Here is a 26751-nt window from a genome sequence, read left to right as displayed (position 1 = left end):
TCACTTTAAATATTGCTTTAGATACCTACCTGTATGGCTTTCAGAACAAGCAGCAATATCGGCAGGGGTGCCATGTACCACTATCTTACCGCCTTTATCACCACCCTCAGGACCAACATCGATAATATAATCAGCTGTTTTTATCACATCTAGATTATGCTCGATAACTAAAACAGTATTACCCATATCAACAAGCTTATGCAGCACTTTTAACAATTTATTGATATCGTCAATGTGCAATCCTGTAGTCGGCTCATCTAGTATGTAAAGAGTTTTACCGGTTGAACGCCTTGATAGCTCTTTAGCAAGTTTAACACGCTGTGCTTCCCCTCCGGAAAGAGTAGTTGCTGATTGACCGATTTTAATATAGCCAAGCCCTACTTCATTTAAGGTAATAAGTTTTTCATAGATTAATGGGATTTTTTCAAAGAATTGCATTGCATCTTCTACTGTCATCATTAATATATCAGCAATAGATTTACCTTTATATTTTATCTCTAAAGTTTCTCTATTATATCTATGACCGTTACAAATGTCGCATTTTACATATACGTCAGGCAAGAAGTGCATTTCTATCTTAATTAGCCCATCACCTTGACATGCCTCACATCTACCGCCCTTAACGTTAAATGAAAACCTACCAACCTTATAACCTCTGGCTTTTGACTCAGGCAGTTCTACAAACCAGTCTCTAATATGAGTAAATGCACCGGTATAAGTTGCAGGGTTAGAACGTGGAGTTCTACCAATTGGTGACTGATTAATATCAATAATTTTATCTATATATTCAAGTCCTTTTAATTTTTGGTATTTTCCTGGAAATACTTTTGCTGTAGGCTCTAGATGCTTTAAAGCAGCCTTATATAAAGTATGGATCATCAAACTTGATTTTCCGCTTCCTGATACCCCTGTTATAGCAGTAAATGTACCGAGCGGGATTTTTATATCGACATTATCTAAATTATTAGAAACAGCTCCAATAAGCTCTATTGCTCTATTATCATGTCCTGTTCGTGTTTGCGTTGGCACTTTAATTGTTTGACGACCGCTTAAATATCTTCCTGTAATACTTTCTTCAAAATTCTTTATTTCTTCGGCATTACCCTCAGCAATAACCCGACCACCATGAATACCAGCACCCGGACCTATATCGATAATATGATCAGCCTCATACATTGTTTCTTCGTCATGCTCAACCACTAAAACAGTATTACCAAGATCTCTTAGCCTTTTTAGTGTTTCAATTAATCTAGTATTATCACGTTGATGCAAACCAATAGATGGTTCGTCAAGTACGTATAAAACACCGCTTAAACCCGATCCTATTTGTGAAGCAAGACGGATACGCTGACTTTCTCCTCCTGATAAAGTGCCAGATTCTCGTGACAATGTTAGGTAATCAAGCCCAACATTCATCAAAAATTTTAGTCTTTCATTAATTTCTTTAAGGATACGTTCAGCGATAAATAATTGTTTTTTATTTAATTTTTGTTCTAGATGAGCAAACCATTGTTGCAGTGTTGCAATACTCATATCTGCTACTTCACCTATATGAATATTTACTATTTTAACACATAAAGCTTCATCTTTTAGCCTATAGCCATTACAAGCCGTACATTTATGTTCGGACTTAAATTTAGCTAACTCTTCCTTGATTAAAACCGATTCTATAGTACGATCTTTTTCTTGCAAGCTCGGTATTATTCCAGCGAATGGCTGATGAATTACTTGTGTTTTAGAACCATCATGAAACTCAAATCTTATCGCTTCTTCTCCAGAACCTTCAAATAAAATTGTTTTAATATTATCAGATAAAGCTGAAAAAGGTGATTCTATAGAAAATCTATAATGCTCAGCAAGTGCTTTTAATGTCTCTAGGATAAATTTTGAGGACGTACTGCCCCACGGCACTATTGCACCATCTTTAATGGATATTCTATGATCTGGTACAATTAAATCACGATCGAAGAAAAACTCTTTACCAATCCCCTCACATTTAGGACATGCACCAAAAGGACTATTGAAAGAAAATATTCTTGGTTCAATTTCTGTAAGCTGAAATCCTGATACTGGACAAGAATATTTTTCGGAAAAAGTTATACGCTGATTTTTTTCGTATTCAGTATTAGCTGCCGTTGGTAATTCTACGATTTCTAGGTAGGTAATGCCATCAGCAAGATTTAATGAACTCTCTAAACTATCAGCTAGCCTATTGCCTAAATTCTCATCTAAAACTATTCTGTCAACAATTACTTCAATATTATGTTTTTTATTTTTATCAAGCTTCGGCAAATCATCTATTTCACAAGTTTCCCCATTAACAATTAACTTCTGAAATCCTTGCTTTTTCAGATTCATAATCTCACGTTTGAATTCCCCTTTATGTCCTCTGACAATCGGAGCTAGTAAATATATCTTCGTACCTTGTGGTAATTCATTTATTATATCTACCATTTCAGAAACAGTTTGACTATGTATAGGAAGACCCGTTGCCGGAGAATAAGGAATCCCAACCCTTGCATATAATAACCTTAGATAATCGTAAATCTCGGTTATAGTTCCAACTGTAGAACGGGGATTCTTAGAAGTAGTTTTCTGATCAATCGCAATAGCTGGCGATAATCCAGAAATAGACTCAACATTCGGTTTATTTTGCAAATGCAAAAATTGCCTTGCATATGAAGATAAGCTCTCAACATATCTTCTTTGACCCTCTGCATAAATCGTATCAAACGCTAAGGAAGATTTACCCGAACCGCTAAGACCAGTTATAACGACAAATTTATTCCTTGGAATATCAACATTTATATTCTTTAGATTGTGCTCTTTAGCACCACGTACCTTGATATATTCTTGGTTCATATCACTCTTACTGAAAAATTTTAGGATATTTTAAAAAAACTGTAGTATTATAGGCTCTTTTATTTTATTATTGCAATAATAATATTTTTAAAATAGGTAATCTATGGCAGGTAGCTTAAATAAAGTGACATTAATAGGCAATTTAGGACGTGATCCTGAAATTAGAACTACGGGGGAAGGAAAGGAAATAGCGAATCTTTCTTTAGCCACCACCGACATTTGGAAAGACCGTGTTACCGGTGAAAAAAAAGAAAAGACCGAATGGCATAGAGTAGTGATATTTAACGAAGGGTTAGTATCTGTTGTAAAAAACTACGTTAAAAAAGGTAGTAAATTATATATTGAAGGCTCGTTACAAACTCGTAAATGGAATGATAGTTCAGGTGTGGAAAAATATACTACAGAAATCGTATTACAAAATTTTAATTCACAATTAATATTATTGGATAGCAAAAATTCTACTAGTTCTAGTCTTCAAGATTCAGGTCATAGTGAATATAAACATTCCAAACCTTCTTTTGATCATAGCGACTTAGATGACGAAATACCGTTCTAATTATCGTAACGTCATTGCGAGGAAAAACTGGCTTTGTTGTATGGCTCTGATGTCATTCCTGCGAAAGCAGGAATCCAGTAATTAAAAAATACAATATAGTAAATCTTTAAAATTAAAAGATTAGGTTATCTCGCTTTTTCCTGGATCCCGTGGTCAAGCCACGGGATGACAATATAAAGCGTCTACCAATAACCATTAAATACATTATGAAAAATTTTATTTGGATAATATTTTTAGTTTCTGTTCTACTTTCTGGTTGTTCTACTACCCATGATGTGGCGAGTAGAGTGAAACATTCGCAAGATATAGCTAAACAAAATAATTTTCAGCAAAAACTTGTAAAAGGTGGTGATTTTATTCTTACGACTTATCAGCGTGTTACTGATCGTAATCAGCCTTTTGTATTTTACATTGAAGGGGATGGACATCTTGCAGATAGAGGCGTTAATTCTGACAACCCTACCCCTGTTAATCCAATGTTATTAAAGCTTGCTACAATCGATAAGCGACCGAATGTTGTTTATATAGCAAGACCTTGTCAATATACTCCTTTAGAGATGAATGCAAAATGCGTTAATGATTATTGGTTAGATAAAAGAATGAACCATGAAGTAGTAAATTCAATTAATGATGTCATAAATACTATTAATAACGGGCAGAAATTTAGCTTAGTTGGCTTTTCAGGTGGCGGCGGGCTTACAATATTAATCGCTAGCCAAAATAGTAATGTGAAAGATATTATAACGATTGCCGGTAATTTAGATACTGAGAAATTTGACAAGCACCATAATTATCGTGGTTATCTAACTAAATCATTAAATCCAATAAATTACGCAAAGCAAATCAGTCATATCCCTCAACTACATCTCTCAGGAGCAGATGACAAAAGAGTTCCAACTTTTATCGCAAAACTTTATATAAACGCTAGCTCATCTAATTGCGTCAAGCATAAGGTTTTCCCTAATATTACCCATACAAAAGGCTGGGATACAGTTTGGAATAGTATATTAAATATTCCGCTAAACTGTAATTAATACAATTTTGTTAGATTGCTACACTCATTTCATTCGGGCGTTGTTGCATGGCTCGAGAATTGTCTTATATGTCATTCCCGCTTTCACAGGAATCCAGTCAATTTTAATGTCACCCCGTGGCTTGACCACGGGGTCTTGTATCGCAAACTACGTCCTAAGATACCGCGATCAAGTTGCGGTATGACAAGGGAAAAACTGGTCTACGCAAGCAATGTCATGACGCCACTATTTTTGCTTATAGACAATCACCCGCATCTGGTGTATTGCTTTAAAGCCTAAATAAACTGCGATACGTTCTAGTATAATTTCTTGGTAAAAAGATATTTCTAAAGCTGTTGCATGATCTTCTGCTTGTATAAACAGCGTATTAATCTTTTGCTTTTTATTAGTATCAGCAATTATTTTCAAAGGTAATACCTTATCACTAAATTTAAATCCGACTATTTTACTCCAATTAATCATTATTTCAGGAAGCAAAGGATGCTGCCTTGCAAATATATGCCTAACTATTTTATGAACATCATCTTTAATTAGCTTCATCTTAATAAACTTTGGACAGTTAAAGTAATTACTGCTAAAGCAAGCATTATAGATATTATAGGTAAGTATAACGACAGTACGGATAATATCATCAAGAATACATTACAAATCGCTATAATCGATACTACCCGTTTATGAGATTTGCCTTTTTTGACAGCTTTTTGGAAAAAATGCTTTAAGTGAGGTTGCCAAATTTTTTCTTTGTTTACTAATCTAATTAATATAGTCAGTACCGCATCGGTTAAGTAATACAAGCTAGCGATAAAACAAGCTATAAATAAGTTAATATTTGTAGTCGCAAGCATCAACAAACAAAAACCTAGTAAGAAACCAAGGCTAATGCTGCCCACATCCCCTAAGAATATTTTTGCCGGCTGCCAATTAAATATTAAAAATCCAATAGAACAACCAAGTATAACAATATTCGTACTAAATATAAAATATGGATTAGCAAGTACCTGAAATTGTAGTAAACATAATATAAGTATAGTGCTTGATAGATGAATAGATTCTATACAACTCATGCCGTCTATACCATCCATAAAATTATATATATTAACGAATCCACTTAAAGCTATAATTAATGCAATAAAAATAAGATATATCGGTACATTAATATTAGCAGCAAAATCCAGAGAGATAAAAAGATAGATAGCAAAAGCAGAACAAATTAAATGAGTTATCAAGCGGATAAGTACCGGCACAGGTTTTAAATCATCTAAAAAAGAGACTGTCGCAATTACAAATAATGGCGGTAATATTTTTGCCGAGTTAGTAAGCAAACCGCTTGTTATATATTCAAAACTGCTTAAAGCAATCATTACAACAATTACAATAGCAAGACCACCGCCACGAGGAGTTACCTTATCATGAGAGCGACGACTACTAGGTATATCAACTAAACCAATTATCTTAAAATATTTGGTCAATATGTATGTTAATATAGTAGTTGCTATAAAAGAAAAAATAAATAATACAATATAGCTATTTATATTCATAGTAACATGTTAGATTTAAAGCTAAAATATTTATTATTACTGATAATTACATGATCATGCACTATAATATTTATTGTTTTACACATATCTACTATTATATTTGTCATATCAATACCGGCTTTTGAAGGATCAGGGCTACCACTTGGATGATTATGAACAAGTATAATATTACTCGCTTCATTAAACAACGCTCTTTTAATTATCTCTCGTGGGTATACAGCAGCCTGATCAATAGTTCCTTGGCTTAAAACTTCATCAGCAATCAAAATATTTTTTTTGTTCAAAAATAATACCCGAAATTGTTCAAGCCGCATATTACCCATATTAACTTTTAAATAATCAATCAAAGAACCCCATGAGGCAATAATATTTTTATTTATTATTTTTTGTTTTAATGCTCTATTTATTAATTCACGTACTATAGCAAAATTGATATATAAATTCTCATTAGTACCGCTAATACTAAGCAATCTTTCTTTATCAATATTGATTAAATCAGTAATACTATTAAAATTTTCCAGTAATTTTTTGGCTAGAGGCTTTACATCTTTACGAGGAATAGACGAAAATAGCATCAGTTCTAATAACTCATAATCGGAAAAATTTGCCGCTCCTGAAGTCACAAAGCGTTCTTTTACCCTTTTACGATGACCTATATAATGAGGATCTGGCTCTTCTTTTATAGCTATATCGGGAACTATCTCAGGTTCGCCGTCAAAGAATTCCATTAGCTTATAGTTTAACATAGGGAGGATAATCTAATTTTTTAGGGGATAATGTAAATATTTCAAAACCGTCTTTAGTAACGCCTATAGTATGCTCAAATTGTGCCGATAAAGACTTGTCACGCGTGGTAACTGTCCAACCATCAAGGCTGCTTAATATAGTGTCATATCCGCCGGCATTTACCATAGGCTCAACAGTAAAAAACATACCTTCTTCTAGAACAAGCCCTGTTCCGCTACGACCATAATTTAATATTGATGGTTCATCATGAAAAACACGACCAATTCCATGACCGGTATAATCTCGTACTACAGAATAATTATGTTTCTCAGCATAGCTTTGAATAGCATGACCTATATCACCGAGCCTTGCTCCTGGTTTTACTACCTCGATTCCTTTCATCATTGCATCATAAGTTACTTGAATAAGGCGTTTCGGCTTTATTGCCACATCACCAACATAATACATGCGACTAGTGTCACCATACCAACCATCTAAAATTACTGTAACATCAATATTTATTATATCACCGTTTCGTAATGGTTTATCGTTTGGAATGCCGTGACAAACCACGTGATTTATCGAGGTGCAAATAGATTTCGGGAAACCTTTATAATTTAAAGGGGCAGGAATGGCATTATTCGAAATAATAAAATTATGACAAAGATCATTTAAACTATTTGTGGTAACGCCTGGCTTTACATGCGGTTCTACAAAATCAAGTGTTTCAGCAGCTAACCTGCCAGCTGCCCGCATTTTCTCAAAATCTTTCTCAGAATGAATTTTTATGATCATGTTATACTATGTGTTCTCTATAGAACTATATTATAACATAGTTTTTTAAAAGGTGTAAATTCTATTTACCTTATATTCTCTAAGTGGGCTTTTAAGAATTCAGGAGCAAAATCTGCTCCATTAGACCAAGCAATGGTCTGCAATTCTTCGTCAAGGGTTACTCTAGCAAATAAATTTTTGTCTTTGAGAGGTGGCTTTGCCTGTGTGGATCGAAAAGTATCTTCGGTGTCATCAACTATGTTTTAAATTAAAAAGAAGAGATTTTAATTTAGCATTAGCGATGACAATAATTTTACGCATTAAAGCGGTAAGAGCGACCATTTTCTTTTTACCATTGTTAATGAGTCGCTCATAAAAGAGTCTTAAACCAGAAGTCTTGCTATTACGGGCTGACATAGCAGCAAGGAATAGTATAGGCTTGACTCCTGCTCTACCATGTCCTACCTTTCTATATCCTTGATATTTACCACTATCATTAGCTTTTGGAGCAAGCCCTGCAAGAGAAGCAATCTGCCGTCTTGTTAACTTCCCTAACTCCGGTAATAATATTAATAACTCAAAAGCAACTATATTACCAATGCCATTTATCTCTTTCAATATCTCATGCTTTGCTTTTAACAGCTGATCTGATGATATAATCACTTCTACCTGATTAGTAATCTCTGTAATTTGATTACTTAAAACATCTATCATATTTATACAGCTATTTTTAACAAACTTATCTGTATTTGCTTGTTGTAATCTATTCTTTTCGGCAACTAACATTTGCTTTAAATCATTCCGTCTTTGTACTAACCGAAATAATTGTATATTTTGTTTTGATTCAGGCTTAAATACTTCAAGCTTATCTGCTCGCTCCTTACCATATAATCCTAATGCTTTAGCATCTAACTTATCTGTTTTTGCACTATTACCATATGATCTGATAAAATTCTTTACCTTTCTTGCATCTGCTCTATGTACTACATAACCTCTTTCACATAAGCTATACAATAACTCTAGTTCATATCCGCCTGTTGTTTCAACTACAGTTAGAGAGTTTGCTAAAATATCCTTATTATCATTAATAAATTCAAATATACCGAAACTTGTATTCTCATATTCTTTTGTATCTTTTATGCCCTCTATTCCTACTACAAAATTATATTTTCCTATATCAATTCCTATATGTTTGTGATATTTTATCATATGTACCTCGAGATTTTATATTGTTTAGGATTGTAATCGGGCGTGCTTATCGCATCCCTTCCAACTATTCAAACTTCTCGAGAGTCGGGCTATAGTACCTTGATGACTCCGGTCGTATAAAACCTACTATACCGTGACGGTCGCTTATGCCCGCTTAATACCCTATATCATTATATAGGGTATTAACACTCTCTTATAAATGTTTATATTACATTTATAACTTATATTATATCACTTTCTTTTCTTACAATGCCGTGGCTTGCTAACTAGATCCAGAAAATAATAAATAATACTAATTTTATTAGTATTTTTTAGCTGGATCCCGTGAATAAATCACGGGGTGACAGGGGGAAATGATCCATGCAACAATGCCACACGAGAATGACATCGCACACTCTTTTAAATCATAAAAATAATACATGTCCTTTTATAGAGTTTAAGTATAACATTTTTCCGCAAGGTGTAAATTTTCTTGTTTAATTTACTTCAAAATAGTATGTTATAGTAAATTTTTATCAATAACTAATGCTATACTACGTAAACAAATTTCTTTCAAATAGTAAAGTACAAGCTGTTATTTTAGGAATAATCGGTCTTGCTACTATTTCTATGCTTGTATCATATAAGCTTGATGACCCGTCTTTTAATTCGGCAACAACTGGATATACTAATAATTTATTAGGGATTTTTGGTTCTTATCTATCTGATTTTTTATATCAATTTTTTGGGGTTGCAGCTTTTATAATACCGCTTTCTTGTTTTATTTGGGGGAAGAATTGCTGGCAACAGAAATATCGCAAATCCTTTATCCGTATATCGGTAATGCTACTTGCTCTTTTCAGTACCGCAGCTTTACTATCTAATTTTGATTTAGAATTTGTACCCTCTAATGGTGGCGGAGCAGCTGGTATAATTATTTTTCATTTTCTTAAACAATTCACAAATCAACTTCATTTATTATTAGTATTTTTTACATTTATTATATTTGTTGTTTTATTTGAAATTAAATTTACTTCTTTAAGCAGCTTTATCATTAAATTAGGTAAATTCTTAGCATATAAAATACAAACTTTTTTCTATAATCTATTTTCACAATTAACTTTGCCAAAATTATTTTCTGGTAAAGCAAATAATAAAATAAAGATTACCCCTTCTTATACAAAACCGGTAAACGAAAAAATAAGATTTACAGAAGAGCCAAAGCCTATTATGGCTAAACCAGCACCTGTAAATCCAATAAAATTCTTTAATAAACCTACTGTTCCTAAAATATCCCAAAATGACGCAACAGCACTGCCGCCAATTTCGTTACTTCGTAACCCTGAAAATCATCATATAAAAGGTGCTTCATCGTCAGAATTGAAACAAAAAGCCGAAGAGCTGTTGACTGTACTAAATGATTTTGGTGTGAAAGGACAAATAATTAATATAGGCCAAGGTCCGGTAGTAACTTTATATGAGTTTGAGCCGGCAGCAGGCACTAAAACCTCAAGAGTAGTAGGGTTATCCGACGATATAGCCCGCTCACTCTCAGCCTTATCAACAAGGATTGCAGTAGTACCAGGCAAAAATGTGCTTGGTATTGAGCTACCTAATAAGCAGCGAGAATTCTTTTGCTTAAAAGAGTTAATAGAAACGCCGGAATATCAAGATACATCTACTTTATTGCCTTTAGTTTTAGGTAAAGATTTAGCGGGCAAACCGCTTATTGCCGATCTTGCCAAAATGCCGCACTTGCTTGTTGCAGGAACAACTGGTTCAGGTAAATCGGTAGGGATTAACGCTATGATCGTTTCGCTGTTATATCGCTATACCCCTGAAGAGTGCCGCTTTATCATGATTGACCCGAAAATGCTTGAGCTATCAGCTTATGACGGGATACCGCATTTATTAACGCCCGTTGTAACTGAACCGGCTAAAGCAGTGGTGGCACTAAAATGGGCAGTCAAAGAAATGGAAAACCGCTATAGAATGATGAGCAATATCGGTGTTAAGAATATCGCCGGCTATAATACTAAGATTCAGGAAGCGGTTAAAGAGGGAAGAATAATTGAGAAGTCAATTCAAACAGGCTTTGATCCTGAAACCGGCAGACCCATCTATGAAACTGTGGCAATGAATATGGAAAAACTACCCTTTATAGCGGTGATCGTTGATGAGATGGCTGATTTAATGCTAGTTGCCGGTAAAGATATCGAGATGTTGATACAGCGTTTAGCACAAATGGCAAGAGCAGCCGGTATTCATATTATTATGGCAACGCAAAGACCATCTGTTGACGTTATTACTGGTGTAATCAAGGCTAACTTCCCAAGCCGTATCAGCTTTAAGGTTACTTCTAAAATCGATAGCCGCACTATCTTAGGTGAACAGGGTTCAGAGCAGTTACTTGGTATGGGTGATATGCTATTTATGGGTAATACCTCTAAAATTACTAGGGTACATGGACCTTTCGTTAACGAATCTGAGATCGAGCAAATTACGGAATACCTAAAAGAAACAGGCACGCCAGAATATATATCCGCTGTAACAGAGCAGTCTGATGAAGATGATAGTAGTATTGATATCGGTGATGGAACATCAGATGAAGTACTTTATAAAAAAGCTGTGCAGATAGTACGTGATGAGCGAAAATCTTCTATTAGCTATATTCAAAGATCGCTTAGAATCGGTTATAACAAAGCTGCGAATTTAGTTGAGAAAATGGAAAAAGAAGGGATAGTATCCCCACCGAATCATACAGGTAAAAGAGAGATATTATTACCGGAGAGATAAAAGAGTGTCATGCCAAAGCTTAAATATTTGTCATCCCGTGGCGGCTTTGTTGCGTAAATTCAAAAGCACCCTCGGGGTCATACCGTGGCTTGTCCACGGTATCCAGAAAATAATAAAAAATACTAATTTTATTAGTATTTTTAACTGGATCCCGTGAATAAATCACGGGATGACAGGGGGAAGTTATTCACACAACAATACCGCCACAGGATGACACCGAAAAATAAAAATGACCTACTAAATAATCATAGATACCAATGAAATTACTAACTGCTAAGACTTACTTAATATTTCAAACAATCACTAGAATAGCTTTATGCACATATGCATTGTTCTATAAACAAGTTTCGCTTATAGAAGTGCCATTAGTGTTTATTTTTGGTTTAATTAATGATCTCATTTCTGCGGCTTATTTCCTGCCTATAATGTTAGTTTTAATATTGCTGGGAAACTTAGCATTATCAAGGTTTAGGCTAGTCTACACGCCGCTTTGTTACTTATTTTACTGCGGTTTTATCGCCTCACTAATCTTTATTACAGCAGCTGAACTTACTTTTTGGGATGAGTTTGGTACTCGCTTTAATTTTATTGCCGTTGATTATCTAGTATATACTCATGAAATTATCGGCACAGTTAAAGAATCTATGCCCTATATAGAGATCATTAGCGGAATTCTGATAGTTAGTGCTATTACTACCTATATCTTGCGAAAAGCTGTTATTGATGCAGTATATAATATAAATAGAAAATGCTGTTTAGCTTCAGCAATTATTCTAGCTGCAACTAGTTTTATTGCCTTTAAATTTTATAGCCCTGAAAAGCTAAATTTCCATTCTAATAAATATGCAGAAGAGCTTGCTAAAAACGGTCCATATGAGATTTTTTCCGCTTATCTTAATAACAGTCTAAATTATAATAGCTTCTATCCCACTATAGATAGTAAGCAGGCTTTAAGCATAGTACGTGATAGATTACAAAATAATAGTGATAAATTTGTAGATAATGAATCTATCGAGCGTATTATTATCTCTAAAAATTCGAATAAGCAAAAATATAATGTAATCTTTATTACAGTAGAAAGCTTAAGTGCCAAATTCATGCAAAGCTTTGGTAATAGTGATAATATTACGCCTTACTTGGATGAATTAACAAATAAAGGTATGTTCTTCACTAATATTTATGCTACCGGTACAAGGACAGTGCGGGGACTTGAAGCTATTACTTTATCGATTCCACCAACTCCAGGTTCATCAATCGTGCGTAGACCTGATAACCAGAATTTATTTAATATCGGCACTGTGTTTAGGAATCAAGGATATAACACTAACTTTATATTTGGTGGTTATAGCTATTTTGATAATTTACGTAATTATTTCGGCGGTAATCACTATAATATAATAGACCGAGGTAACTTAACAGCTTCAGAGATAAGCTTTGCAAATGTATGGGGAGTAGCAGACGAGGATATTCTAAACAAGGCAATAGAGCAAGCTGATACAGATTATAAAGATGGTAAGCCGTTTTTCTCGTTAATTATGACTACCTCAAACCACCGACCTTATACTTTCCCTGAGAATAGGATTGATCTACCATCAGGTGGTGGACGTAATGCAGCAGTTAAATATACCGATTATGCAATAAATAAGTTCTTAGAAACTGCTAAAACGAAAGAATGGTTTAATAATACTATCTTTGTTATTACTGCCGATCATTGTGCTTCAAGTGCTGGTAAAACGGAGCTACCTGTAGAGAAATATCATATACCACTAATTATCTATGCACCACAAATATTAAAGCCGAAAAAAATAGATAATCTAGCAAGTCAAATAGATATAGCCCCAACGATTTTCGGTTTGCTTGGCTTTGAATATAAAAGCAAATTATGGGGGCAGGATATAATAAATAATCCAGCAAATAGAGCTTTCATAAGCACTTATCAGTTACTAGGCTTTTTAAAAGACGATAAGCTAGTAATTTTAAGCCCTAAACTACAGCCAAAAACCTATATATTATTAGGAGAAGAAAAAGAAGAGATACCAAACTCTATTAACCTTACCGAGGAAGCTATTAGCTTTTACCAAACCGCATACGATTTTTACGTACAAGGTAAATTAGTTGAATAAAAAATAATGGTATTAAGTTATAATTATTTTTAAGAAAATTTAAGTCCGATTATAGATACTATTAAGGTAGTAACAAAAAATAAGCGTAATATAGATACCGGTTCATTGAAAACAAGTATACCTAATATAACTGTACCTGCCGCACCTATACCTGTCCATACGGCATATGCAGTACCCATTGGGATCTTACCCAAGGTTTTAGCAAGACAGGTAAAGCTTAAAGCTCCAAAAAAAATAAAGGCAACTGTAGGTTTTAGTTTTGTCAAACCATCTGAATATCTTAATGAAATAACAAATGCTATTTCAAATAATCCTGCTAGAATAAGAAGTAACCAATACATAAGATAATCCTATAAAAAAATTAATATGTACAATAATGCTACCCACAAGAGGTTTTACTCATTAAATCATAAATTGTCTTAATATTACTAAAACCATACTAAAAAATAAATAAAAATATTGAAAATTTTAATATTTTTTACTGTCTTCTATGGTATTTAAGCTTAAGCACACAAGATTATATTGAGAAGATTTTTATTCTACCTATCAACATCATTTAGCCTTAGTACAATAACGTTTTTCATTGACATTATCATTAATATATTTTAATAATCACGCCCGAAATATATTAACTAATGGAAATAACTATGACTACAGCTTACTACAGACACAAATATTGCCCAGATACTAGCTATTTAAGACCAAAATATATCTATATTCCTAAAACTCCTGTAAGAAAGTTTTTTGAATCTTTAATACCCCCACAAATTATAGATTCTGAAAAATGGACAGATTTGCATTTAGCAGTAGGATATAAAAATATAAAGTTAGTACAAAGTGTATGTAACAAGCATAATATTAATATTAAAGATGCTAAAGGTAGAACTGCTTTAGAGCTAGCAATACTCGGTGATAATTTAGAAATAGTACAGTTTCTAGTTCAAAATGGTGGCGTAGTTGCTCCTAACAATATGTATGGTTGGTCTGCTATTCATTTAGCCATCAAAGTCGGTAATTTAGATATAGTAAAATATTTATATGAGAATACTAAATTTAATGAACATGATAAATATGGTTTAACTTTACAAAATTGGGCAGAAAAAGTTGGTAATGAGCAGATATAAAATTTTTTCTTTGATAGAAATCATAATAATAACAAAACGCCATTAGAGCTTGCTGTAGAATCTAAAAATATCTCATCAATTAAGACATTAATTAGCAAAGGAGCTAAATTTGACATTAAAAGCGATCTTGGATATCAAATCTTCAATCTTGCTATTGATTCTAGAAGTATAAGCTTGATTGAGTATTTAACTAATAAATTCTTAAACTCTAAACAAACACTACTAGAGAAAATAGTTCAAATCCACGATAAGAAGATAAATATTACAAAATTAGCTAAAACTTTAATTGAGAAGTCAGATTGTACTAAAATTGATAATACAATTGGGCAGAAGCTTTTAATTAAAGCCACCTATGCTAATGATCTAGATTTAGTAAAAGCATTACATGATAAAGGAGTTAAGCTTGGGACTAAAGACTTGCTTGGACGCACCTCTTTACATCATGCAATCAAAGCGGGAGCGGGAAAAGATTTAATAGAGTTCTTAATTGATAATGCTGGTATTGATATTAATGCTTGTGATAAATCAGGCTCTACTCTTATGCATTGGGCTGTAAATAGTCACCATATACCTGCTATAAAATTACTACAAACCAAAAAAGCTGATTATTTTACACCCGATTATTTAGGACAAACTCCTTTAAAGCTAGCCGAATATTATGGACATGATGATGTAATAGAGTTGCTTGCAGAAAATAGTTCAGCAGGATATTACGTTTAGAATAAGTAAAGGATAAGATCTGAAAAATCTTATCCTTTACCTATTTTAGGTTAGTTTTTTAGAAGTTTAGTTTAAGTCTTAAAGTACCACTTTGTGCATGGTATTTTTTAGCAAAGTTAAGACCATAATGTACTCCATACTCCATATTACCTTTCTTAACTACTACACCTGCTCCTAGATCATATAACATTTTAGTAGCCTTAGGTGTTTGTACTGGTAATGGCTCGTTAATACCATTAAGCTCTGCAACGATTGCCGGTGTTTTACCACTAAAGTCGTAATTAATAAACGCATGGGCTTGTGGTCTAATTATGAAATCATCCTTATAGAATGTCGTCTTAATTTCAGCACCAAGTATACCCTCAACCTTATTATATTGACGCTTCTTAATAGTTAAGTTTTGGAAAGTAGTACCCTGCTCTTGATATCCGGAATCTTTAATTCTAGTGAATCTTAGACCTGCCATTGGTGCAAGAGAACTATCTTTCCATAAGTAGTTATAACCTCCTACTACTTGAGCACTATAAGAAGTTGAGTTGTATTTACCATACGCATTCTCAGTACCATCTACAGTACCACGTAACTCATTAGTCTTAATTCTACTACGTGAATAGGTGGTTATACCCTCTATAAATAGATTATCTGCAAAATTGTATAATCCGTATACAGAACCCATATTAGTTTCGACTTTTGTAACATTACCAGATTTTGAATCTTTATAACGTAATTTCGTATCGATTCTAGTATAAGCAGCACCAAGGACTATATTATCATTTATAACAGTATCAACACCGACTGATCCACCCTCAGATTTAGCTGTATAACCGCTAAACCCATCACTTAGAGCTTTCTGCACTGCTTTTCCGTAATATGGACTTATCCATACACCATAAACATTACCGGTATTATAATCATCGCAATCACCGCCTCCGACTGCTGCACCACGTTTACGTGAATCAGCTTCTTCTGCATCAGGGCTAGTACCGTCTGCATTTTTAACAGCCTCCATTCTTTTATTGATTTCTTGATTACCCATGCTCGCATTATCTTTAGCAGCATTAAAACCATCATTAGCATTAGAACGACTTATTCCGCTATTTGAACTTCCTCCATTACCGCTACCACCTGCACCTACTTGGTTATCTCTGCTGCTACCAATAGCAGATATATCCGAAGCAGAACCATTATTATTTGAAGGTTGGTAAGTGCTTCCGCTTGCATTGTTAGCAGGAACAACACTAACTGCACCATTTGTTGCTGAACCATTATAGCTTGAACCAGTAGATGATTTGTAGCCGTTCGGACTGCTGCCAGTGTTACTTACTCCACCATTTGAACCAGCCGATGAGTTATAGTTGTAGTTGCTTGGGCTGTTGCCGGTATTACCACCATACGCATTATTACCTGTAGCACCTACATTACCACCAGATGCAGGGTTATAGTTGCTTGGACTATTGCCTGTATTGCCACCAGTTCCTACTGATGGGTTGTAATTGCTTGGGTTGTTGCCGGTATTACCACCTGTTCCAATGGATGGGTTGTAGTTACTTGGGCTGTTGCCAGTATTTCCTCCAGTTCCTACTGATGGGTTGTAATTGCTTGGGCTATTGCCTGTATTGCCACCTGTTCCTACTGATGGGTTATAGTTGCTTGGGCTGTTACCGGTATTTCCTCCAGCTCCAACGGATGGATTGTAATTGCTTGGACTATTACCGGTATTACCACCTGTTCCTACTGATGGGTTGTAATTGCTTGGGCTGTTACCTGTATTTCCTCCTGTTCCTACTAATGGAGTGTATGGGTTATTTCCTGTACTTCCACCTGTCCCTATCGACGGCGTATTTCCGCCTGAGCCGATTGATGGCGTACTTCCACCGGTACCCGGACCGCTAGGCACTACGCTATTACTTGGGTTGCTTGGAGTATATACACCACCAATCACAGACCCGCCTGTAACTGGACCGTTAGGAGTATTACCACCGCTACCTATTGATGGTGTATTTCCTCCTGTTCTAATTGATGGAGTGTTGCCACCTGATACAATTGACGGCGTATTTCCGCCTGAGCCTATTGATGGCGTACTTCCACCAGTACCAGGACCGCTAGGCACTACGCTATTACTCGGATTGCTTGGAGTATATACACCACCAATCACGGACCAACCTGTAACTGGACCGTTAGGAGTATTACCACCACTACCTATTGATGGAGTGCTTCCACCAGTACCAGGACCGCTAGGCACTACGCTATTACTTGGGTTGCTTGGAGTATATACGCCGCCAATCACAGACCCGCCTGTAACTGGACCGTTAGGAGTATTGCCACCGCTACCTATTGATGGTGTATTGCCACCATTAACAATTACTGGGTTGTTACCAGTTACAACAACATTATTACCTGGGATATTTGGATCAACTGGAGTAAATACGCCACCTGTTACGCTACCTGTACCCGGAGTTGCAGGAGTGAATCCGCCAATGACTGGGTTTATAATATCTATATCAGGTATAATTATATTTGGATTACTGTGAATTATTCTATGTATTGCAATTGAAGGTCTTGAAATTGTAGGTATTATATCTGCTGTTGCTGTATAAAGTATGAACGAATCATCATTTATAACCCATCTGACAAAGTTCTTCTCATTAGCTATAACATTGAAAGGTAATTTTGCTGCAGCACCTGGTATTATACTACCACCTTTTGAGCTGACTAAAGGATAAGCACTTCCGAGTCTTATACCATTTGGGTTATTCTGAGCAGTTAGAACAACTTGAATTGAGTCTACCTTTGATAAATCAAGTACAGCACCATTTGCTAAAACTATATTACCACTATTAGTATTTGCTGTTTTCCCTGCATTAGTTGTATCATATAAGACATTAAACACCAGATTACCGGTAGGAGTAGCAGTCCCATCATATACAACTGTATTATTACCAAGATCAAACGTAACGTTGCTTCCTGTTATATTACCTTGTGCCGGAATAGTTGCATTATCACCAACAAACACCATAGTTGTTTGATCAGCAACTATATTATTTGCTCCTATACCTGCACTTATCAATGCGTTTTTCTGCGATGCAAAAGTAATAGTGTTAACATTTGTTACAGGTTTTTGTAACCATACATCATCTTCGAATGTTAGATTACCATTATTAATCGGTGCTTGTACTAATGCAGCATTAGTAAACTTGGCAGAGGTAGTATTATCAGTACCTTGGAAATCACTAGAAGAAACTACCGTTTGATAATTAAATTGTGGTGTTGATCTTGGAACTGTAACCCCCCCAACTGTTGAGGAAGGCACGCTTGTGCTTCTGCTATTATAACCGCTGAAAATTGCCGATTTACCTGAATCTATACTAACATTTTCAGAATAGGTATCCCCTTTAACTGTACCCTCAACACTACTAAATTGTACAGTTTTAAGACTGTTGGTGCTATCCCCTAAATCATCGGTAAAGCCGTTATCGGCAGTAAAGACTATAGTACCTTGATTAGGTGCATTAGAGGTAACAGTTGAACAAACGCTTGTTGGGCTGTTATCGGTAAATGTGACATCTTTTATAAACTGAATAGTCTTCAGAGTATTAGACGGACCTCCGATATCAGAATTACCGATAGTTGTATTACCTGCTAGAGCTATAGTATGTATTCCGTTACCGGTCGTAATAACTCCACCGATTTGGCTATCATTATTAAAAGTAGTGGTAACAGCATTAGTAGTAGTAAAATTAAGATTTGTTACATATACCTCGGTATTAAAAGTTACGTCACCACCATCTATTTGAATCACCCCAAGTGGACTATCTACTGAACCATAAGTACCACTAGTAACTGTAGGAGCATCCCCATCAAACTTTACCCCACCTTCAATCGGAGTCTCAGCAAAAATACCAAATGCGTTTGGAACAGTACCAGCATAATTCAATATAAAAGCACCGGTATCATTTAATTTGTTTGTATCAAAGTTAATTATTGCCTTTGGTCCTAAATACACATTACGAAATGTAATAACAGAATTATCGGATGTTCCAAGCTTTAATGTGCCATCTAGAATTGTTATATTTCCAATTGGGTTATTTTCACTACCTATAGTATCACCAGAAATACTACCGCCATTATTAAAGAAGAAATTGACAGGTGAGCCGCCAGTTGAGTTAATATTTGCTGTTATTGCAGGATTGGTTTGAGTAAAGTATATATTACCAGTACCAGTTCCTTGGATTTCACCAATTGACATATCACCGCCGGAGTTAATTGTAACAGTACTATTATCCGCACCAGCTTTTAACATTGCAATGTTCGTAATCGTGTTTGTTGAAACTCCGTTACTATCTACTGTGCCTATAGTACCATCATCCATAAATTCTATAGTACCGTTTTGCGTGCCGGTGCTTGCTATATTACCGCTAATAAGAGCCGGTAAATTATTTGCTGTATCAGAAGCAAGTACTACATTTGCAGCATTACCTTGGAAATCTATATCACCATTAATTTGAACGCCAGCAAGAGTAGCTGGACCAGTAAAGAACACATCCGAATCCACTTCCGCTATAGCAAGTTTTGAAACCGATACTTCTATAGCCGGAGTGCTAATAGCTGTTACTTCTATTGTTCCATCCCCAGTGAATTTTATCTTACTCATAGGAAGAGCTAATGTTCCGATTGAGTAACCATTACTAGTACCATCTATTACTAATGTAGACCCGGCATTTTTAGCATTTATTTCAACTATAGCAGTGTTAGGATTAGGAGGTGTTATGTCACCTGTTAATTGTATAGTACTAGTAATACCAGTTGCTGCACTAGTCATTAATTTTAAAACTGATGAGTCATTTTTAAATGCTAAACCGGGTGCAGCAAATGGGAAATTACCATTTACTGCGTCAAGTGCATAGACACCAGGACCGCTAGGATCACCGATAAAAATTTGTGGAATTAAAGCAGAAGTAATATTTGGAGATGCATCTGCAAATATTCCGCCAGCGGCAATAGTAAGATTTTTTACATTACGTACATCAAGTTTATTAGTGGAAGTTCCTATAACTCCGACGTTACCAGTAACATATATTTGATCTAAAGGTGCAGCACTTGTTCCAAGCGTTTGAGTACCACTAAAACTTTGGATCTCAAGTATAGCACCGTTTTGGCTATCTAAAACAACGATACCGCCACCACCTGCTATACCAGGGAAGCTATTATTAAAAGTAACTTGTTGATCAATACTAGTAGTTAAAGCGAGTTTAGAAGCAGCATTATTAAAGGTAACAGTGCTACCTGGTGATTGTAGTAAATTTAATAACCCTTTTGTTACATCTACAGTCAGTGTGTTAGGTGCACTTGTTTGACCGATAACGATTGTTTTAATTGTTCCAATTGATGGTTCAATAGCTGTTAAGTTAGTAAAAACGTTTAATGTTCCGTTCCCACCATTTTCAATTACGCTACTAAGCTCGTAGCCGTTTGGATTTGTTCCTGAAAACTGTAAAATACCGCCGTTAGGGTTAGTACCAAAATTAATATTACCAGTAGGATCAGTGTTAAGAGATCCTTTAAAATCGGCTGTTCCGCCATTACCAAATAATACTGAGGCAACTGAAACATTTTGTTGGAACTCTGCTGTTGTACCGCCTATTCCGTTAACTTGTATTTGATTAATATTATTTACAGTTCCTGTAATTGTCCCGCTTCCTGCTATAGCTAAAAGACCTGCTGTTGCTTTGCTACTCATAACTGTTGCTAAGCTACCTCCGTCTGTAAGAATTAATGCACCTGCTTGACCTGCAAAATCAGTTGTTCCAGCAATACTATTTACTGTTAAATTAGTAGGTCCAGTATAATTAACTCCAACCCCAACTGTTCCAAGTTGTAGTGCCGCTACACTTGTAGTAATAGGTGCAGTTGGATTAAGTATCGGATCGGTCATTATTATTGAACCAGCTCCATTAAAGTTTATTGACTGTACTGTATTACCTGCAGCAATACCAACATTATACACACCATTAATAGTTAAAGTCGCACCAGCATTAATTGTGCTTATTCCAATTTTACCAGTACTTGCTGCCCCAGGATTAATATCACCACCTAGAGTAATTAAACTATTGCCATTATTTCCAATACTAGTTTGTAACTGTAATACAGAGTTTGCATTACCAAAAGTTAAACCAGCTGTAAGAGTAAAGTTGTTATTTACTGCATCAAGTATATAAGTACCAGCAGTTGCGGCAGTTCCTATAGTTATTGATCCAATATCAGATGAAGTAGTACTTTGATCAGCAAATGTTGTACCTCCTCCAATAGTTAGAGCAGCTGCACCGTTTTTAAAGCTTAGTTGATTAGCTCCACCAAGTAATGTAATAGTATTAGCTCCGACAAGATTTATAGCTTTTAACTGATTAGTCTCCCCTACAGTTTCATTACCTGTTGCACCTTGTAACGTTAAATCGCCATTAGTTGCATCAAAGTCTAAAATACCGCCACCTGTTCCTGTAGTGCCATCTAAATTACCGCCAAAAGTTATAACTTGTGCTTGTCCTGGTAGTATGTTTAATGTTGAACCCGGATCGTTGAAACTAATAGATCCACTTGCCGCAAGTAAACTTAATGCTGGTTGGTTAACTAGTATATTAAGAGCATTCGGTGTGCCTAGCTGACCTATGTTAATTGTTTTTATCTTTCCGATAGATGCATCAGTAGATGTTAAATTAGTATAAACATTTAATGTTCCATTCTGACCATTTGTAACTGCACTATTAAATGAATAGCCGGCTGGATTTGTTCCTGAAAACTGTAAAATACCACCGGTGCCATTGAATTCTACATCGTTAGTAGTGGTAAGCGATCCTTTTAAATCAGCTGTTCCCCGTTAGTAAATCCAAGAGAGGTTACCGATATATCATCACCAAAAGTTACTGTTTTACCTGTTGCACCCTCTATAACTATTGTCGAAATATTATTTATAACACCTGTAACATTGGCCTCAGCTGCAAATCCTACATTACCTGCGGTAGTTGTACTACTTGTAACACTTGTTAAGCTACCAGTATCAGCAACAGTAACTGTACTATTATTACCCGCAAAATCAATTTCTCCACCAACAGTAGTAGTATCAAGAGCTCCTCCTGCAGCTGTAAACGTGACACTATTACCGACATTACCGGCAACATGTCCTGCACCTAAAGATAAAGTACCGCCAGTGTTACCAGTCATTTGTCCTGTAGTTACAGTTGTATTACCAGTTACATCACCTGTAAGCTGACCAGCATTTACATCTGCATTACCGCCAACACTACCATTAATTTGTCCATCACCTGTAATAGTTGCATTTTGGCTTATACCACCCGTTATTGTTCCATCATTAACAGAAGCACTTCCATCAATATTAGAATTAAATTGACCATCACCTGCAACTACATTACCAGTAACTCCGTTACTATCATTAACAACTGTTCCATCTTGAACAATAGTAAAAGTTCCGGCACTAGAAGCATTAGTCAAAGTAACTAGACCAGGTCCATTAAAATTAACTGCTCCTGCGTTCTGAATAGAATTAATTGTTCCAGCTCCTGCAAAATTAACAGTAGCAACGTTAATAATGTCACCAGTTGTTACACTATCCCCTAACATAGCTTCTCCAACTACACCATTACTGCTTATAACATTTTCTACTGTTCCATTTGCATTAACATTTAATACACCAGCAAATCCTGCTAAGTCAGTCTGACCGCCAATAGTTGTAGCAGTACCTCCTATATTACCGGTAATTTGTCCATTTACACCTACGCTTGCATTACCGCCAGTATTACCTGTAAGCTGACCAGAGTTTACAGTTGCATTACCATCAACATTACCAGTAATTTGTCCAGTAGCGGTAATAGTTGCATCCTTGCTTATACTACCAGTTATTGAACCGGCATTAACAGAAGCATTTCCTGTAATAGTAGCAAACACTGCTCCATCTCCAGCAGCGACTGTACCGGTAAGAGCAGCAGGCGATGCAGCTGTATTAACTTGTGCATCTGCATTATTGACTGTAAAAGTGCTTGGACCAGATGGAGAAGTTATTTTAACTGTGCCAGCACCATTAAAATTAACCGCTGTAACATTTGTAATTGCTGTGGTTGTTGCTCCTCCTAAAAAATTAACTGTTCCAGCTTGGGCAGTAGGATTACTACTTGTAACAATGCCTACTGTCCCAGTGTCATTAATATTTAATATACCCTCATTTCCATCAAAGTCAGTCTGACCGCCAATAGTTGTAGCAGTAATAGTTCCTGCACCTGTATAGGTAGCAGTACCGCTTATATTACTTGTGATTGTTCCTCCCCCAACAGTTGCATTACCGGTAATGAGACTAGAGTTAAAATTGCCGTCACCTGCCGCAACGTCACCTTGAACCCCATTAGCAGCATTAACTACTGTCCCACTTTGAGCAATCGTAAAAGTTCCGGCACTAGAAGCATTAGTTAAAGTAACTTGACCTGCTGCTTGAAAATTAACTGCTAATGCGTTCTGAATAGAGTTACTTGTCCCAGCCCCGTTAAAATTAACTGTACCAACGTTAATAATGTCACCAGTCTTTACATTATTTCCTAAAATAGCTGCTCCAACTACACCATTGCTGCTTATAATATTTCCTACTGTTGCATCAGCATTAACATCTATCTCACCTGCCTGTCCAGCAAGATCCATTTGACCAGTAACATTATTTACTGTGAGATTAGTTGCAGCAACAAAATTAATACTAGTATTGACATTTCCGAGTATCATTTAAAAGTGTAGTAATAGGATTTGCAGTATTAATAGTTGGATTTACAGTAATATTACCTGTCCCTTTAAATTCCATAGTGTTTAAAAGATTGCCAGAGCCTGCTATACCTAAATTATTTGCATTTGTTATTGTTAAAGTGCCACCAGTTGAATTTAATGAAATTGCACCACCGCCTGAGATGCCTGGATCTAAATCTCCATTTAAATTGGCTGTTACATCACCATTACTTTGAATAGTTAATAGAGAACCGGTATTACCAAATTTCAGACCGTCTGAAGCAAGGTTAAAATTTGCTGTTGGAGTAAGTATATAGCCTGAAGCACCACTACTATCACCAATAATTATAGAAGCAATATTTGCTGAGGTAACACCCTGATCTGTAAGATTACTATTCCCGGCGATAGTAAGAGATTTAAAGCCACCAATATTAATTAGATTTGCTCCACCTGAAGCTGTAACATTTCCTATAACATTTAAATTATTTAATTTATTAGTAGCCCCTATAGTTTTATCATTGGTAGTTCCTTTAATAGTTAAAGGTTGAGTACCATTTAAGACCATGTTACTAGTACCATCAGTAAAACCATCTATACTACCACTAAAGGCTATAGTTTGTTGAGTAGGAGCAGCAAAAGTTAGACTAGACTTAGTTTGAGCAAAAGTAAGTTCACTACCATTTGCCAAAAGAGTAAGATTTGGTTGATTAATTTTGTAAGTAAGTGCTCCAGGAAGCGTTGTTGATCCTATTTGAGTAACTCCAATGTCAGCAATACTAGGATCAGTTACTGTAAGATTGGTAGCTACTGTTATTACACCAGCTGATTGGCTAATAACAGGGCTTGAAAAAACATAAGATCCTCCTGTCCCATCAAATATAAGTGTTCCTTTTTGGTTATTAAAATTTACTCCTGATATAGCAGTTAATGTTCCGCCTACATCAGCCATACCATCACTAGTAAAATTAAAATTTTCAACAGTTACATCTCCCTGAAGATCAACTAGTGTATTATTATTACCTTGAATATTTAACGCATAAATAGGATTACTTCCTGTAGCATTTCCCCCTACGCTACCGGTAACTGTATTATCTCCAACGAAATTCAAGTTCTGAGTTCCTCCTGCTACGGAATTAATTATATTACCCGTTATATTAACTTCGGAATCTATTATTGCTGTTGCACCCGTTCCATTAAAATCCATATTAGAGGTTATAGCTGCTTGGAATTCTGAAATACTATTGCTATTAAATTGTACTAATCCACCTGCTCCGGTATCAATCGGTGTTTGCTAAATAAGCTGTGTAGTATCGGGATCTACCCCTGAAGGGTTTTGAGCAATTTGAATATTTTGAGCAAAAATATTACCAGTAATGGTTGTTATATTCTTACCATCAGTAATAAAAGTATTTAGTCTTTGCTTATTGCTAAGTCCGATATTTACAGCAATAGTTGTTTCTGAGGTAGAAACGTGAAAGGCTGCTGTCCCATAGCTGTCTGTTATTGCTCCACTGTTATCAGTGATAGGTGCTATAGGTTTATCGGATACAAATGCATCGCTTAAATTGCTTTCATTACTAAAATCAACTACAGAAGTTGGACCTCGAAATATAAAAGTTTGCCCGGTTGGATATACATTAACATTATTATCTAAGTTGTTAATATATTTATATTGTGAATTTTGACCAATATCAATTGTTCCCATGGTAGTCCAAGATTGGTTTTTTACCTGTATAATAGTGCCAGCCCCGATTATTGTAGTAGCATCCGCAGCATTAGCAATAATAGTAGGTGTAGTGCCAGTAGCAAAATCCATTAAGCCAGAAGTTTTGGCATTCATTTCGATTATTCCATTACTGTTTTGGAAATCTATACTTGCGATATCACTTTGATTAGTTGCAGTACCAGCAAAAGGATTTGAGTTACCGGAAGCATCTTTTGCATCTGGATCAGCGGGATATCCTACACCTGTCAGGGTAACATGTACTCCTGGCGTTATAACCATACTTAATGCGTTCGGGTTACCATTTGAGCTTTGAATAGCATCAATTGTTGTATTAGGATTTGTAAAGGTCATAACAGTACCTGAAGCACTTAGATATGTTCCGTTAACCGTGGGCGTGTTAACATTGATGTTGGACTGTATTGGAACTGTAAGCATTTGACCAGGGAGAAGTGGTGTTCCTGCATCAAGTCCCGCCCCGCTGTTTAAATCTGCACTACTTCCTATCACATTTCGATTTATTAACGTTGATGTACCGAAAGCACTTTCTGCTGTAAGCATTGTTGCAGCCATAGAAGTACTAACTAGTGCCTTTTTTACGAAATCCTTTATGTTATTTTTTTGACTTGACATAACGTCTCCTAAAGTTTGCTTAATCTTAAAATTAAAATTTGAGATCTGTATTTTCTCAGCAAATATTGTTCTGTATTGCGTGAAGATTGGTAACTACTTCGTGCAAAGGGTAATATAAAAATATTAATATTTTCGTTATGTTTAACCTTAAAAATGGTTAATAATAAAATTAATATTTTTAC

18 protein-coding genes are annotated in these 26751 nt (G+C 35.4%); 7 read left to right on the top strand and 11 right to left on the bottom strand.

Going from position 1 to position 26751, the window contains the following annotated elements; genetic code table 11:
• Entirely contained in the window at positions 1–2862 is a 2862-nt protein-coding gene (uvrA, locus tag RBE_RS00850) for an excinuclease ABC subunit UvrA (RefSeq protein WP_011476857.1), read from the bottom strand.
• A 103-nt stretch (positions 2863–2965) separates the two neighbouring features.
• Here uvrA and ssb point away from each other — a divergent pair, with 103 nt between their 5' ends.
• Both ssb and RBE_RS00840 read left to right on the top strand, forming a co-directional pair.
• Positions 2966–3418: a single-stranded DNA-binding protein gene (gene ssb, locus RBE_RS00845; RefSeq protein WP_011476856.1), complete on the top strand. Its 453-nt coding sequence runs from the start codon at positions 2966–2968 to the stop codon at positions 3416–3418.
• 206 nt (positions 3419–3624) lie between these two features.
• A complete protein-coding gene (locus RBE_RS00840) occupies positions 3625–4452 on the top strand; it encodes an alpha/beta hydrolase family protein (protein ID WP_011476855.1) in 828 nt (275 codons plus the stop codon).
• Between the two features lie 225 nt (positions 4453–4677).
• On the opposite strand, the gene RBE_RS00835 is transcribed toward RBE_RS00840, so the two are convergent.
• From RBE_RS00835 to RBE_RS00815, 5 genes are all read right to left on the bottom strand, one after another.
• On the bottom strand, positions 4678–4992 hold the full coding sequence (locus tag RBE_RS00835) for a DUF721 domain-containing protein (RefSeq protein ID WP_011476854.1): 315 nt from the start codon (positions 4990–4992) through the stop codon (positions 4678–4680).
• Positions 4989–5990, bottom strand: coding sequence for an MraY family glycosyltransferase (locus tag RBE_RS00830; protein ID WP_011476853.1), 1002 nt, complete (start codon positions 5988–5990; stop codon positions 4989–4991). The genes RBE_RS00835 and RBE_RS00830 overlap by 4 nt, the downstream gene beginning before the upstream one ends.
• A complete protein-coding gene (radC, locus tag RBE_RS00825; protein ID WP_011476852.1) occupies positions 5987–6736 on the bottom strand; it encodes a RadC family protein in 750 nt (249 codons plus the stop codon). The genes RBE_RS00830 and radC overlap by 4 nt, the downstream gene beginning before the upstream one ends.
• Positions 6723–7511, bottom strand: a complete 789-nt coding sequence (map, locus tag RBE_RS00820) for a type I methionyl aminopeptidase (protein ID WP_011476851.1) — start codon at positions 7509–7511, stop codon at positions 6723–6725. The genes radC and map overlap by 14 nt, the downstream gene beginning before the upstream one ends.
• A 231-nt stretch (positions 7512–7742) precedes the next feature.
• Positions 7743–8699, bottom strand: coding sequence for an IS110 family transposase (locus tag RBE_RS00815; RefSeq protein WP_011476719.1), 957 nt, complete (start codon positions 8697–8699; stop codon positions 7743–7745).
• Positions 8700–9224: 525 nt separating this feature from the next.
• Here RBE_RS00815 and RBE_RS00810 point away from each other — a divergent pair.
• Together RBE_RS00810 and RBE_RS00805 are read left to right on the top strand one after the other, a co-directional pair.
• A complete protein-coding gene (locus RBE_RS00810) occupies positions 9225–11474 on the top strand; it encodes a DNA translocase FtsK (RefSeq protein ID WP_011476850.1) in 2250 nt (749 codons plus the stop codon).
• A gap of 257 nt (positions 11475–11731) precedes the next feature.
• A complete protein-coding gene (locus tag RBE_RS00805; protein ID WP_011476849.1) occupies positions 11732–13597 on the top strand; it encodes an LTA synthase family protein in 1866 nt (621 codons plus the stop codon).
• Positions 13598–13626: 29 nt separating this feature from the next.
• Here RBE_RS00805 and RBE_RS00800 read toward each other — a convergent pair whose 3' ends face one another.
• Entirely contained in the window at positions 13627–13938 is a 312-nt protein-coding gene (locus RBE_RS00800) for a DMT family transporter (RefSeq protein ID WP_011476848.1), read from the bottom strand.
• 294 nt (positions 13939–14232) lie between these two features.
• Between RBE_RS00800 and RBE_RS00795 the strand changes: the two genes are divergently transcribed.
• Entirely contained in the window at positions 14233–14721 is a 489-nt protein-coding gene (locus RBE_RS00795; protein WP_011476847.1) for an ankyrin repeat domain-containing protein, read from the top strand.
• Between the two features lie 174 nt (positions 14722–14895).
• Positions 14896–15441: an ankyrin repeat domain-containing protein gene (locus RBE_RS00790; protein ID WP_011476846.1), complete on the top strand. Its 546-nt coding sequence runs from the start codon at positions 14896–14898 to the stop codon at positions 15439–15441.
• Positions 15442–15499: 58 nt separating this feature from the next.
• On the opposite strand, the gene RBE_RS07690 is transcribed toward RBE_RS00790, so the two are convergent.
• A complete protein-coding gene (locus RBE_RS07690; protein WP_011476845.1) occupies positions 15500–21445 on the bottom strand; it encodes an autotransporter domain-containing protein in 5946 nt (1981 codons plus the stop codon).
• A 34-nt stretch (positions 21446–21479) separates the two neighbouring features.
• Between RBE_RS07690 and RBE_RS08790 the strand changes: the two genes are divergently transcribed.
• Positions 21480–21656: a hypothetical protein gene (locus RBE_RS08790; RefSeq protein WP_187145744.1), complete on the top strand. Its 177-nt coding sequence runs from the start codon at positions 21480–21482 to the stop codon at positions 21654–21656.
• A gap of 637 nt (positions 21657–22293) precedes the next feature.
• On the opposite strand, the gene RBE_RS00775 is transcribed toward RBE_RS08790, so the two are convergent.
• The 3 genes from RBE_RS00775 to RBE_RS00765 form a co-directional block, all read right to left on the bottom strand.
• On the bottom strand, positions 22294–24216 hold the full coding sequence (locus RBE_RS00775) for a beta strand repeat-containing protein (protein WP_011476844.1): 1923 nt from the start codon (positions 24214–24216) through the stop codon (positions 22294–22296).
• Entirely contained in the window at positions 24191–25417 is a 1227-nt protein-coding gene (locus tag RBE_RS00770; protein ID WP_011476843.1) for a beta strand repeat-containing protein, read from the bottom strand. The genes RBE_RS00775 and RBE_RS00770 overlap by 26 nt, the downstream gene beginning before the upstream one ends.
• A gap of 87 nt (positions 25418–25504) precedes the next feature.
• Positions 25505–26569 (bottom strand): hypothetical protein, encoded by a 1065-nt coding sequence (locus RBE_RS00765; RefSeq protein ID WP_011476842.1) that lies wholly within the window; start codon positions 26567–26569, stop codon positions 25505–25507.
• Positions 26570–26751 lie beyond the last annotated feature (182 nt).

Origin of the sequence: Rickettsia bellii RML369-C (assembly GCF_000012385.1) — a bacterium.
Classification (GTDB): domain Bacteria; phylum Pseudomonadota; class Alphaproteobacteria; order Rickettsiales; family Rickettsiaceae; genus Rickettsia; species Rickettsia bellii.
The sequence above is the reverse complement of the archived record's forward strand: the minus strand, read 5'-3'. Positions and strand labels throughout refer to the sequence as shown.